General features: G+C 65.1%; 14 protein-coding genes. 11 read left to right on the forward strand and 3 right to left on the reverse strand.

Annotated elements, in window-relative coordinates; genetic code table 11:
- The first annotated feature begins 116 nt into the window (after positions 1-116).
- The 4 genes from pyrE to QI450_RS00370 all read left to right on the forward strand — a co-directional run bounded on the left by pyrE (position 117) and on the right by QI450_RS00370 (position 3,352).
- The gene (gene pyrE, locus QI450_RS00355; RefSeq protein ID WP_226773574.1) at positions 117-701 is read left to right on the forward strand and encodes an orotate phosphoribosyltransferase; all 585 of its coding nucleotides are present in this window, start codon (positions 117-119) and stop codon (positions 699-701) included.
- A gap of 93 nt (positions 702-794) precedes the next feature.
- Positions 795-1,568: a GAF and ANTAR domain-containing protein gene (locus tag QI450_RS00360; protein WP_226773573.1), complete on the forward strand. Its 774-nt coding sequence runs from the start codon at positions 795-797 to the stop codon at positions 1,566-1,568.
- A 95-nt stretch (positions 1,569-1,663) separates the two neighbouring features.
- A complete protein-coding gene (locus tag QI450_RS00365) occupies positions 1,664-2,242 on the forward strand; it encodes a hypothetical protein (RefSeq protein WP_226773572.1) in 579 nt (192 codons plus the stop codon).
- A gap of 126 nt (positions 2,243-2,368) precedes the next feature.
- A complete protein-coding gene (locus QI450_RS00370) occupies positions 2,369-3,352 on the forward strand; it encodes a thioesterase domain-containing protein (protein ID WP_226773580.1) in 984 nt (327 codons plus the stop codon).
- A gap of 6 nt (positions 3,353-3,358) precedes the next feature.
- On the opposite strand, the gene QI450_RS00375 is transcribed toward QI450_RS00370, so the two are convergent.
- Positions 3,359-4,213, reverse strand: coding sequence for an HAD-IIA family hydrolase (locus tag QI450_RS00375; protein ID WP_226773571.1), 855 nt, complete (start codon positions 4,211-4,213; stop codon positions 3,359-3,361).
- A 166-nt stretch (positions 4,214-4,379) separates the two neighbouring features.
- Here QI450_RS00375 and QI450_RS00380 point away from each other — a divergent pair, with 166 nt between their 5' ends.
- The 3 genes from QI450_RS00380 to QI450_RS00390 all read left to right on the forward strand — a co-directional run bounded on the left by QI450_RS00380 (position 4,380) and on the right by QI450_RS00390 (position 6,646).
- Positions 4,380-4,958 carry a TrmH family RNA methyltransferase gene (locus tag QI450_RS00380; protein WP_226773579.1) on the forward strand — a complete coding sequence of 193 codons (579 nt, stop codon included), beginning with the start codon at positions 4,380-4,382 and terminating at the stop codon, positions 4,956-4,958.
- Positions 4,959-5,195: 237 nt separating this feature from the next.
- Entirely contained in the window at positions 5,196-6,215 is a 1,020-nt protein-coding gene (gene fbaA, locus QI450_RS00385) for a class II fructose-bisphosphate aldolase (protein WP_226773570.1), read from the forward strand.
- Between the two features lie 2 nt (positions 6,216-6,217).
- Positions 6,218-6,646 carry a DUF3151 domain-containing protein gene (locus QI450_RS00390; RefSeq protein WP_226773569.1) on the forward strand — a complete coding sequence of 143 codons (429 nt, stop codon included), beginning with the start codon at positions 6,218-6,220 and terminating at the stop codon, positions 6,644-6,646.
- A gap of 86 nt (positions 6,647-6,732) precedes the next feature.
- Here the strand turns inward: QI450_RS00390 and QI450_RS00395 are convergent, their stop codons facing one another.
- Both QI450_RS00395 and QI450_RS00400 read right to left on the reverse strand, forming a co-directional pair.
- Positions 6,733-7,365 carry a uracil-DNA glycosylase gene (locus QI450_RS00395; RefSeq protein ID WP_226773568.1) on the reverse strand — a complete coding sequence of 211 codons (633 nt, stop codon included), beginning with the start codon at positions 7,363-7,365 and terminating at the stop codon, positions 6,733-6,735.
- Positions 7,366-7,538: 173 nt separating this feature from the next.
- Positions 7,539-8,747, reverse strand: a complete 1,209-nt coding sequence (locus QI450_RS00400) for a cobalamin-independent methionine synthase II family protein (RefSeq protein ID WP_226773567.1) — start codon at positions 8,745-8,747, stop codon at positions 7,539-7,541.
- A gap of 396 nt (positions 8,748-9,143) precedes the next feature.
- On the opposite strand from QI450_RS00400, the gene QI450_RS00405 reads away from it, so the two are divergent.
- From QI450_RS00405 to QI450_RS00420, 4 genes are all read left to right on the forward strand, one after another.
- Positions 9,144-10,433, forward strand: a complete 1,290-nt coding sequence (locus QI450_RS00405) for an adenylosuccinate synthase (protein WP_226773566.1) — start codon at positions 9,144-9,146, stop codon at positions 10,431-10,433.
- A gap of 262 nt (positions 10,434-10,695) precedes the next feature.
- A complete protein-coding gene (locus QI450_RS00410; RefSeq protein WP_282359563.1) occupies positions 10,696-11,196 on the forward strand; it encodes a hypothetical protein in 501 nt (166 codons plus the stop codon).
- Positions 11,197-11,284: 88 nt separating this feature from the next.
- Complete coding sequence (locus QI450_RS00415; RefSeq protein WP_226773904.1) at positions 11,285-11,833, forward strand: RNA polymerase sigma factor; 549 nt, start codon at positions 11,285-11,287, stop codon at positions 11,831-11,833.
- Positions 11,830-12,618 (forward strand): hypothetical protein, encoded by a 789-nt coding sequence (locus tag QI450_RS00420; protein WP_226773905.1) that lies wholly within the window; start codon positions 11,830-11,832, stop codon positions 12,616-12,618. The genes QI450_RS00415 and QI450_RS00420 overlap by 4 nt, the downstream gene beginning before the upstream one ends.
- Positions 12,619-12,621: the final 3 nt, after the last annotated feature.

Below are 12,621 nucleotides of genomic sequence, written 5' to 3' on the forward strand. Positions count from 1 at the left end.
GGGCAAGGGTTCCTAGAGGACAAAGACCCGGCGCGTGCCGGGAGCAACCGGGTGACGGCCCGACATCAACGGGGCGGCTGGGAATCCGGCGCCGGCCAGCCACTAAACTGGGTCCCATGACTGCCAACAGTGCCCCCGCAGCTGACACCGCTGCCGCCCGTGCCCGCCTTCTTGAACTGATCAAGGAGCTGGCCGTCGTCCGCGGCAAGGTCATCCTCTCCAGCGGCGCCGAAGCGGATTACTATATTGACCTGCGCCGGATCACGCTGCACCATGAGGCGTCCAAACTGGTGGGCCAGGTGATGCTCGCGATGCTGGCCGACGCCGGTATCGACTTCGAGTGCGCGGGCGGGCTCACCATGGGTGCCGACCCTGTGGGAACCGCCGTGATGCACGCCGCCGTCGACGCCGGACGTCCGGTGGATGCCTTTGTGGTCCGCAAGGCGCAGAAGTCCTACGGCATGGGCCGCCAGGTGGAAGGTCCCGCCGTCGAGGGCCGCAAGGTGCTCGTCCTGGAGGACACGTCCACCACCGGCGGTTCCGCGCTGACTGCTGTCGAGGGCGTCCGAAGGGCCGGCGGCAACGTGGTCGCCGTCGCGGTGATCGTGGACCGTGACACCGGTGCGAAGGAAAGAATCGAAGCGGCGGCCGGTGTTCCCTACCTCTTCGCCTTCGGCAAGGACGAGCTCGGGCTGAGCTAGGGCGCTGGTTCCTTTAGCCGGCACGCATGGTCCGGAGGGTGGCGGTGACTTATTATGTCGAATATCCATCAAGCGCCTCCGGAGGCCACAGCCATGCTGCTCCCCGAAGAAATCCTCGGCACTGAGCCCCTCAGTACCCTCGACCAGATTCAGAACCTCATCCTGGAAAGCGCGGATTTCGAGGAATTCCTCAATGAACTCGCCCGCTTTTCCGCCCACCAGGTAGCCGGTTCCGGCGACGACGCGCTGTGCGGCATCACACTGTTGCGCGACCGGAAGGCCGCCACGATTGGCTGGAGCAGCGATACCGCCCGTGAAGTGGATGAAATCCAGTACAGCCTCTCGCAGGGCCCGTGCCTGACGGCGGCGAAGGAAGAGCGCGAAGTCTATGTGCCGGACCTTCTGGATGAGGACCGGTGGGGCCCTGACTACGCCAGCGCCGTCGCTGCACATGGCCTGCGTTCCGTTCTCTCCGTGCCGTTCCATCTCCAGGGGGAAGCCCAGGCGGCGCTGAACCTCTACTCTGATGTCCCGCGCAAATTCGACGGCGACGTCGCCGCCAGGGCTCGTGGTTATACCCGGCAAATTTCACAGGCGTTGCGGCTCGCGGTCCGCTTTTCCATGCACGCCGACGGTGCCACGAACCTTCGGGCCACGCTCAAATCCCGCACGGTGATCGACATGGCTATCGGGATTGTGATGGCGCAGAACCGGTGCAGCCAGGAGGCAGCCGTCAGGATCCTCACGGACGCTTCCAGCAACGGCAACGTTAAGCTGCGTGATATCGCAGCGTCCCTGGTGACGTCTGTGGGCGGCGCCGCGTCCCGGACACATTTTGAAGAGCCTGGTGGGAGAGCGGCTGGCTGAACTGGCAGCACACTGTGACTTGTGCGCCCCTCGGGGGGCCTATATTCTGGGTGAGGTTGAGCCGTCGGCCATAGCAACCCTCTTTTGGAGTACCTATGGATACCTCGCTGAACGCTCAAGCCGCACTGGATATTGCCGCGGATATCTTCCGGATCGATGTCCGGGGAAGCCTCTCCCAGGACTCTCGCCCTGAGCTGATGCAGCTGATTCAGCGCATCCGGCGGATGGGCATCACCTCGCACATCCGGGTGTGCCTCGGCCGGGCGCAGTTTGTGGAATCCGCAGCTTTGGCGGGCCTGCGAAACGATCTTAACGTCATTGACGGTGCAGCCGCACTGGTCGACGCGGCGGGCGCATTGCCAGGCTCGGCAGGAGTCTCGCTCGAGCTGAACCCCCACCCGGACAGCGCCGTCGCCGCGTTGACGTCCATCGATGTTTCGGCGGACCTCACATCGGCCGTTCACGCAACGGGCCCCAGGCCATTAAACGGCTTCTCCAATGATGAACTGTTCGCTGCGAGTGACTCAGTGTTCGGGTTGCTGGACAACCCGGCTAATATGGCCCGTTCGCAACTGCTTGCCACCTATGACGAAATCGGCCTCGAAATCAGCCGGCGCGAAATCTGTCTCGAACCCGGCCGCCCGGACGCCGCCCGCGAACCCGAGCCGGCCTAGGCCGCACTTCCGTCCGGCTGTGGCTGAGCTGTTACCGGGTGCGGTTTCTGATCCGCGTTCTTTGATGGCTACGGTAGAGGGGTGCCGCGTGAGCCGGAAGTTGAGGATGTGGGCGATGCCTCCCGGATGCTTCGCCACGCCGCGGAACTGAAACGGTTCTCCCGGCGGGGTTTCCTGGCCGGGACAAGCGCGGCTTCCGTGCTGGCTGCCGACATGCTGTTTACCCGGCGTGTGCAGGCCGAGCGCCGCGTCCACAAGATCCTCCCGGTGCCGGACGAGACTGCGGAGAAGTACTTCCCGCACACCAGCTGGTTCCTTTTTCCAGGCTACAAAACGAGCTGGGAAGAAGCCCAGTGGATCCTGACGGCGCTTCGCGGGACGCTGACCAAGCGGGGCCAGCTGGCCGCTGTCGGATACTCCAACGTCGGCATTGACATCGACGAGATTGTCATCGCCGTGGTGGAGTACGCGCGGGCCCATCAGCTGACCACCTACTACTTCTACGGCCACAGCTTCGGCGGTATGGTGGCGACCCAAGTCGCCGCCCGGCTCCGTGAACTGCATGGCATTGAAGTGGCCTTCATTCTGTTGGATTCCAGTCCCAGCAGCCGGCACGACGTTCTGGACCAGAGCTGGTTTGAGGGTGTTGTGTTTCTCTACGAGAGCGGCTTCCGCTTCCCCACGGTGCTGCGCGGCGGCTACGAACTCGGCGAGCGGATGCTGCACAAGGACGAGCGCAGCTGGGGACAGATCCTGGACCAGACGCTGGAACAGCTCTCTCCGATTGCCCCGTCCAGCGTGCTGATCCAGACCGAGTCGGCCTACATCTACCACTTTGATCCCACCAGGTTCGCGGGAAAGCTCGGCGGAACGCGGATGGCTTTTGTCGGCAATCCACGCGACCAGACCGTGGACTACGAATCGGCACGGGACTCCTGGTCCTTGATCTTTAAGGAAAACATGGCCTCGGACTCGTTCACGACCGACGGCGCCCGGCCGGCGCACGCCAGCCCCGGCTGGAACCCGTTCGTTTACCGGCCCATCATCGACGAACTTCAGAACGAAATCCTGCCGCTGCCGTCCGGCGGAGGGAAAAAAACCGCCTTCTAGGGCTGCCTAAATCTGGCTCTTCAGGTCGGCAACGGAGTTCAGGATCTGGTTGGGCCGGAACGGGTACGCGGCGATGTCGTCCTTGTGGGTGATGCCGCTGAGCACCAGCACCGTGTGCAGACCCGCTTCCATGCCGGCGATGATGTCGGTGTCCATCCGGTCACCGATCATGGCGGTGGTTTCCGAATGCGCGTCGATCTGGTTCATTGCTGAGCGGAACATCATCGGGTTCGGCTTGCCGACGATGTAGGGCTCCCGCCCGGTCGCCTTGGTAATAAGCGCAGCGATGGCGCCGGTGGCAGGCATCGGACCATCCTTCGAGGGCCCGGTGGCATCAGGGTTGGTGGCGATGAACCTCGCGCCGCCCAAGATCAGCCGGATGGCCATGGTGATGGCCTCAAACGAGTAGGTGCGGGTTTCGCCCAGCACCACGAAGTCCGGGTCCTGGTCGGTGAGGATAAAACCTGCTTCGTGCAGCGCGGTAGTGAGGCCCGCCTCGCCGATCGTGTAAGCGCGGTTGCCGGAATCCGAGCCGCGCACCTGATCCTTGAGGAACTGGGCCGTGGCCAGGGCCGAGGTCCAGATATTCTCCTCGGGGATTTCCAGGCCCGAGCTCTTCAGCCGGGCTGCGAGGTCGCGGGGTGTGAAGATGGAGTTGTTGGTCAGGACCAGGAAGCGTTTGGAGGTGTCCACCCAGCGTTGGATGAGTTCGGCGGCGCCGGGAATGGGCTGGTTTTCGTGGACCAGGACACCGTCCATGTCCGTCAGCCAGCACTCAATCTCCTGGCCGCTGCGGTACACCGATTTTGATGAGTACACGTCGTCCGCGTCATCCCTGTGGTCTGCCTGCTGATCCGCCATGCTGTCCTCCGCCGATAATGTGCCGATGCCAGTCCCAGTCTAATGTTGAGTGGTGACTGAACCCGAGATAACCAGCGAATCCCTTCCCGTTACGGCGGAGGCGGGGGAGGCGGCCGCCGGGGCAGAGGCCAAGGCGGAGGTCGGCGTCGGCCCTTGGGAAGGCGAACTGCCGGACGGCGATCACTGGGACCCGGACCTCCTGACAGACGGGGACCGCCGCAACGTGGTGGACAAGTACCGCTACTGGAGGCACGAGTCGATCGTGTCGGACCTGGACGCCAAGCGGCACAATTTCCACATCGCGATCGAAAACTGGCAGCACGACATGAACATAGGCACCGTCGTGCGGAGCGCCAACGCGTTCCTGGCCAAGGAAGTGCACATCATCGGACGACGCAGATGGAACCGCCGCGGGGCTATGGTCACCGACCGGTACCAGCACATCCGCCACCACCCCACAGTGGCGGACTTCGTGGCGTGGGCACAGGGGGAGGGGCTGGCCATCATCGGCATCGACATCTTCCCGGACTCCGTCCCGCTGGAGACCTACGAACTGCCCAAAAACTGCGTACTGGTGTTTGGCCAGGAGGGCCCGGGGCTGTCCGCCGAGGTCCACCAGGCGGCGGTGGACACCTTGTCGATCGAGCAGTTCGGCTCCACCCGCTCAATCAATGCCGCCTCGGCCGCTGCCATTGCGATGCACGCCTGGATCCGCAGGCACGTGTTCAACCAGCTCCCGGGGTAAGCCGCACGAAGGGGCGGCGCCCGGGACCCCGCGGGTTGGCAGTTCGCGGCAGTCTGTCGCGAAACACCGCAGCGAAGTGCACACCCGGCGAAGCGGAACAGCAACGGCCGCGACTATGACGGACCCGAGTGACCGCAGACACTGCCGCGGCGCAGGAGTGGCTAGGATGGTTCGTAGCCGACGAGGTTTACTCCAGGGTCAACCAGCCCGCAGACGAAATTCACTTTAGGAGTCAGCATGCCCATTGCATCCCCAGAGATCTACTCCGAGATGATCGACCGCGCCAAGTCGGGCGGGTTCGCGTTCCCGGCCGTCAACGTCACCTCCTCCCAGACCCTTAACGCAGCCCTCCGCGGCTTCGCCGAGGCCGAGTCCGACGGGATCGTCCAGGTCTCCACCGGCGGCGCAGCCTACTGGTCCGGCGCGTCCACCAAGGACATGGTCGCCGGTTCGCTTGGATTCGCCGCGTTTGCCCGCGAGGTTGCAAAGAACTACGGCGTTAATATCGCCCTGCACACGGACCACTGCCCCAAAGACAAGCTGGAGGGCTTTGTCCTGCCGCTGCTCGCCGCTTCCGAGGCCGAGGTCAAGGCCGGTCGAAATCCACTCTTCAGCTCGCACATGTGGGACGGCTCCGCCGAGACCCTCCCGGAGAACCTCCGGATTGCCCGCGAACTGCTCGCGCGCACCGCTGCCGCCAAGATGATCCTTGAGGTCGAAATCGGCACCGTCGGCGGCGAGGAAGACGGCGTCGAGAACGCCATCAATGACAAGCTCTACACCACCGTCGAGGACGCGCTGGCCACGATCGAGGCACTCGGCTCCGGGGAGAACGGCCGCTACATCACGGCGCTGACCTTCGGCAACGTGCACGGCGTCTACAAGCCCGGCGGCGTTAAGCTCCGCCCGGAAATCCTCAAGGACATCCAGGAACAGGTCGGCGCCAAGCTCGGCAAAGCGAACCCGTTCGACCTGGTCTTCCACGGCGGCTCCGGTTCCTCCGAGAAGGAGATTGCCGACGCCGTCTCCTACGGTGTGATCAAGATGAACATCGACACCGACACCCAGTACGCATACACCCGGCCTGTAGTGGACCACATGCTGCGCAACTATGACGGTGTGCTGAAGGTCGACGGCGAGGTCGGCAACAAGAAGCTGTACGACCCCCGCGTCTGGGGTGCGTCCGCCGAGGCTGGCCTCGCGGCCCGCGTCGTCGAGGCTGCCCAGCAGCTCGGCTCAACCGGCAGGACGTTCTAAGGATGTCGGAGGAGTTCCGCAGGAATCTGATGGGCCCGGAGCCGACGCTCCTGCCGGCCGAGACTGACATCCACAGGGGGCTGGATGCTGGTCAGGAAGCTCTCGACCTGGTGGAAAAGCACCCGACCTCGTCGCTGCTGTGGGCCGTGCTGGCCGAAGAAGCGTGGGCCGAGGGCCGGACCATCGACTCGTACGCCTACTCCCGTGTTGGCTACCACCGCGGCCTGGATTCGCTGCGCCGCAACGGCTGGCGCGGCGTCGGAGCCATCCCGTGGGAGCACGAACCGAACCGCGGCTTCCTGCGCGCCCTGTACTCGCTGGGCCGGGCCTCGGCGGCCATCGGGGAAGCCGAGGAGCCCGAGCGGATCGAGAAGTTCCTTAACGATTCGGACCCCAGGGCCAAGGCGGCCATCGAAGCCGAGAAGCGCTAATTCGCGCCTAAACCTACCCGCGCTTAAATGACGACGGCGGCCGCCTACCTCATGGTGGGCGCCCGCCGTCGTGCGTTGGCTGGGGGCTAGCTGGTCTTGGCCAGACCGGTGCGGGCCATGGCGTCGGCGTAAACCGTGCCCATCTCGTCGAGGTACTGTTCCTGCCGGGCGGGGGTGCCGGCGAAGGCGCGGCCGCTGAGTGAGCGGACCTTGTAGGTCTTGAGGCCGCGGCGCCAGATCATGGGTACCTCGGTTTTGAGGAGCAGGTTCGCGAGGCGGTTGGCTTCGGTGCCGTGCGCCACGATAACCGAGGCGCGGGGCACCACAGCGAGGAATTTCAGCAACGGCTTCAGGCCCGCGGAAATCTGATCCGGGGTGAACTTGCCGTTCGGCTCGCCCGGGACGTACCAGGGGTGCACGTTCCACGGCATCACGTACTCGGGGCGCAGGCCCAGCTTCCACTGGACACCGAGCAGGCGGGTGGCGGCTTCATCATCACCGGCGGTGATAAAACCAGACTCGTCCTCCGTCCCGATGTTGGAGAAGAGGCTGATGATGCGGCACTCATCGACGTCGTGAATCGGGTCAACGTAGGGGACGTTCGTGCCAGCTTTGGTTGCCTGCAGCGTGTCGCACAGCTCGTTGACGGCCGCGACGCTAGTTTCATAGCGGCGGCTCAGAAGCTGTTCGCGGGAATTTTCAGTGGCCAAGGCTGTCATATATTGCTGAGTCTCCTGCGGGATTGGTAAAGCTGCCGGACCGGACGAGGGCACGCCTAACACCGGGGCACGCCCAATATGGTGCGGTTTGAAAAGGTGGTGTGGACCGATTTCCTAGTCGATCCTTATTAGTCTATCAAGCCCTGCGAAATGGCGGACCTGCCGCCGCCGATCTACCAGAGCCGTGCGCTGGCGCGGCGCGCACCCTCGCCCAGGGCTTCCAGCTTGGCGTAAGCGATTTGCGGGTGCACGCGGCCGCCGAGACCGCAGTCTGTGGAGGCAATCACATTTTCGCGGCCCACCAATTGGGCGAAACGTACGATCCGGTCAGCTACCAGATCCGGGTGCTCGACGACGTTTGTGGCGTGGGAGACGACGCCGGGGATGATGATTTTTCCGTCCGGAAGCCGGGTGTCTTCCCAGATCCGCCATTCATGCTCGTGGCGGACGTTGGCTGCCTCGAAGGAGTAACCGCCTGCCTTAATCTGCAGGACGGAGCCGATAATGTCCGCGAAGGGGACGTCCGTGGTGTGCGGCCCGTGCCACGAGCCCCAGCAGACGTGCAGCCGGATCTTCTCCTGTGGCAGCCCGCGCAGTGCCCAGTTTGTGGCTTCGACCCGGAGCTGGATGAATTTGAGGTAGTCGGCCAGGCTTGGTTCCGGGTTAATCTGGTCCCAGCTTTCGGCCAGCGACGGGTCGTCGAGCTGGACCGTGAGCCCGGCGTCGATGATGGCCTTGTATTCCTCGCGCATGGCGTCGGCGCAGGCATAGAGGAGTTCCTCATCGCTGCTGTAGTACTCGTTGGCGACGCGGGCACAGGATCCGGGGGAGAGGGAAGCCACGAAGCCCTCGGTGAGTCCGGCGGCGGCCAGCCCCGCCCTCAGGTTGGCGGTATCCGAGCCGACGAGGGCCTGCCCGGTATAGCTCAGCGGTCCGGCAATTTTCGGTTGCGTGACACTCTTGCGGTGCGCGAGGATCCCCGCGGACGGATCGTTGTAGGCCTCATTGAACTTCTGCCTGTCGCGCCGGTCCGGGAACGAGGTCAGCACGATGTTTCCGGGGCTTGAGCGGCGCACCGCGGAGTCGGCCCAGCGGTCCACGTCGGTCGGTTCAAGGCCGCCCAGCCGGCTGAAGGAATAGTTCCACCACGCACCGTAGTCCACAGAGCTGGACATCGTGTGTCCGTATTCGCCGTCGTTGGGGATATCGATGCCGAGGTCCTTCTGGCGCTGCACCACATCCACCACGGAGGTTGCCAGCAGGTCCAGGAATTCCGGGCTGATGCCGTCTGCGTCCTTGGCCTCATTCGCGGCGATGAGCTCAGGGGTGCGGGGCAGGGAGCCTGCATGGGTGGCCCGGATGTGGTCGGTGTTCTGGTGCATGGGGCGCTTCCTTTCCATCGGTCCTGGCGGTAGCACCCTGAACCGCCACAAGCTGCGAACGGAGGGGTTGCTGCGGCGTCAATGGTCCAGGTCCCTCGGCCGCTCGGGATGGTCACCTCTCACCTAATTCCACCGGGCGGGCCTGCGCAAGTCCTTCCGCCCGCGTTCCGCAGGCTGGACAGCGGGGTGCGTGCACCATCGGCGGGAAGTCCATTGGATGGTCAAATGAGCCGCAGCTACCGCGATCGGCTAAACTTGGGTGGTAAGAGCCCCGGACTCTGGCGTTGATGACAAGAGCACAGCGGTAGATTCGGGGCATTCTCATGAACGGCGCTGAGATCCGCGACCACCCGTGGATCACCCGGATTTCGGCCCGAACGAATGGGGGAGGATCCCATGCCAGCAATCGTGATCGTCGGAGCCCAGTGGGGCGACGAAGGCAAAGGTAAGGCCACTGACCTGCTTGGTGGCCGAGTCGACTACGTCGTCAAGCCCAACGGCGGCAACAATGCCGGGCACACCGTCGTCGTAGGCGGTGAGAAGTACGAGCTAAAGCTCCTTCCGGCCGGCATCCTGAGCCCCAACGCGGTTCCGATCATCGGCAACGGCTGTGTGGTGAACCTGGAGGCGCTGTTTGAGGAGATCGACGGCCTCGAAGCCCGCGGCGCCGACACTTCCAAGCTGCGCGTCTCCGCCAATGCCCATCTCGTCGCGCCTTACCACCAGGTCCTGGACAAGGTCACCGAGCGGTTCCTCGGCAGCCGCGCCATCGGAACCACCGGCCGCGGCATCGGCCCGGCCTACATGGACAAAGTCGCCCGGCTTGGCATCCGCGTCCAGGACGTTTTCGACGCCTCCATCCTGCGCCAAAAGGTCGAAGGCTCGCTGCGCCAAAAGAACGAACTCCTGGTCAAGGTCTACAACCGCCGCGACATCGAGGTGGAGGAGATTGTGGAGTACTTCCTGTCCTTCGCCGAACGCCTGCGCCCGCTGGTCATCGACAGCACCTACGTCCTGAACACCGCATTGGACGAGGGCAAAGTCGTCCTGATGGAAGGCGGCCAGGCCACCTTCCTGGACGTCGACCACGGCACCTACCCCTTTGTGACCTCCTCGAACCCGACGGCGGGCGGCGCCTCCGTGGGTTCGGGCATCGGCCCGACCCGCATCTCGCGCTCCATCGGCATTATCAAGGCCTACACCACCCGAGTGGGCGCCGGGCCGTTCCCCACCGAACTCTTCGACGACATGGGCATGTACCTGCAGAAGACCGGCGGCGAGTTTGGCGTCAACACCGGACGCCCGCGCCGTTGCGGCTGGTATGACGCCGTGCTGGCCCGCCACGCATCCCGCGTCAACGGCTTCACGGACTACTTCGTCACCAAGCTGGACGTCCTCACGGGCATCGAGCAGATCCCGGTCTGTGTGGCGTACGACGTGGATGGGGTCCGGCACGATGAAATGCCGATGACCCAGACCGAGTTCCACCACGCCAAGCCCATCTTCGAGTACTTCGAAGGCTGGACCGAGGACATCACCGGGGCCCGCACCCTGGCGGACCTGCCCGAGAACGCCAAGAACTACGTGCTGGCGCTCGAGAAGCTCTCCGGCACCCGTTTCTCCGCGATCGGCGTCGGCCCGGACCGGGACCAGACCATTGTTATCAATGACTTGATCAACGACTGACGCAACAACTGACGCACGACGGCGGCGGGTCACCTGGATAAGGTGGCCCGCCGCCGTCGTCGTTAACCGTCCCGGACCTGAAAAAGAACTTCCAATCCGCGCGTAACCTTTTGGGGCGCCTCAGCGATTACTCCTTTGTAAGCGCCGCCGGAACCTGGACCCCCATCAGGTATCCGGGGCCTTCCACTGCAAGTGCTGCCGGCGCCTGCCCCCATCGGGCGGCGCCGGCCAGCCTTCAATCAACCAAAGGATGCACGTTTTTATGAAGAGTGTTAGCACGAGCACCAAGATTGCTGTCGGCGCCGCTGTTCTCGCGGTCGGAGGCTTTTCCGGAATCGGCCTGGCCAACGCGGCCCAGGTTTCGAGCACCCAGCAGGCTGAAGTGAACCACGCTACGCCCGCCACCCCGGCAGTTCCGTCCGTTCCGGCAACTCCGGATCTGCCCGCTGTTCCCGCCACCCCGGCAGTGCCCGCCACCCCGGCAGTGCCCGCCACCCCGGACAGTGACGGCGCCGCGAAGGCCGGCGCCGCGAAGGACGGCTCCGACGTTGAGGATACCGACAGTGCCGCCGAGGGTTCCGTTGCCGCTGCGACGGACGGCGTCTCCGTCCAGGGTGCAGCCAACGCCAGGGGCGCTGCCGAGGCCAAGGCCCACGCCGGCGTGACAGTGGCCACCCCGGCAGTTCCCGGCGCCCGGAACGTCCCCGCTGTCCCCGCTGTTCCGGCACTGCCGTCGGCCGAGCTGCCCAAGCTCGACAAGTAAGCACTGCACGCCTCCCTTCGGAGGTAACGGGGTGCGGCCGCTACACTATCGGGGGCCGCACCGCCAGCAGTAACGGAAGGAAAGCCACTTGGCAGACCAGCTGAGCGATGACGATCTGTCAGCAGCCTTGGCTGGCGACCCGTCCGGATTCAGCGCCGTCTACACCTTGATTTCCCCCGCAGTGCTCGGTTACTTCCGGGCCAAGGGCGTCGATGACGCGGAGGCCCTGACCCAGGACGTATTTGTGGACGTTCTGCCGAAACTGGCGAATGTCACCGGTGGCCACAAAGGCCTGCGAACCTTCATTTTTTCGGTCGCCCACGCCAGGCTTGTAGACCACCACCGGCGCTCCGAACGGACACCGTGTCTGGCTGAATATAACCCGTTGAACGACGCGCGGTATTCCGCGTCCGCCGAGGACGAGGCCCTCGGTTCCCTCGGCGGCCTGTCCTACACACTCTCCCGGCTCAACGGCGAGCAACGGGAAGTCCTGGTCCTGCGGATCGTCGCGGACCTTTCCATCGACCAGGTGGCCGGCATCATGGGCAAGAGCCCGGGTGCCATCAAACAGCTTCAGCGACGCGGGCTCAGCGCCCTGCGCGAACTCGTCACCGAAAAGGACCACGCAGCATTATGACCGGCACACGCGAACCCCTGCAGGATGGCGGCATTCAGGCGATGCTCCGTGATTCCGGTCTCGAAGGTGCCGCCGAACTCGGCAGCACCCTGGCGCAGCTCCAGGCCATGGTCCCGGACCGGGCCCCTGCTCCCCGGGCCGACCTCGCGGCAATGCTCACCGCCGGCGGCAGCAGTTCCGCCGCTGCAGGTCCTGCTGCACACCCGACGGCGGCCGTACCCGCTGTGACGCCGGTGCCAGGCGCCATTGCCGGGGTCCTGCCGTGCGGGGTGGTCAGCCTCGGCGAACGCCGCGGCCGCAAGCGCGGGCTGGCGATCCTGGGCGGCGCCGTCGTGGGTGCAATGACGCTCGGTGCCGGCGCGGTCGCCGCCTCAAGCGAGGACTTCCGCAAAAATGTCAGCCACACTGTAGGCGGCATTTTCCAGCCCTCCGGCCCGACTCCCGACGTTGCTCCGGAGCCCGCCGCCCCGTCGCCGGCGGATATTCCGGCCCCGGTTGTGCCCGCCAACCCAGCCGGCAACCCTGCGCTGCCGCCGTCAGTGGACGCTCCTGAGGCACCGGAAACCCCCGCCGCGGAACCTGCGAAGCCCGGCGGCGCGGGCACTCCGGCGGCTGAAGGCCGGGGCGGACTCCTCCCGCTGCCGCCCCATCGCCCTGTCATACCGGCCGTCACGCCGGCCGTGCCGGGACTTCCCGGCGCGGGCGAGAGCCGGACCCTCCCCAAGGCTCAGCTGCCGGGGCGGGCCATTCCCCGGGTGCTCCCTTCGCTCCCGGGCCAGCCCTAGGCC

It is taken from the genome of Arthrobacter sp. EM1, from assembly GCF_029964055.1.
GTDB lineage: Bacteria > Actinomycetota > Actinomycetes > Actinomycetales > Micrococcaceae > Arthrobacter.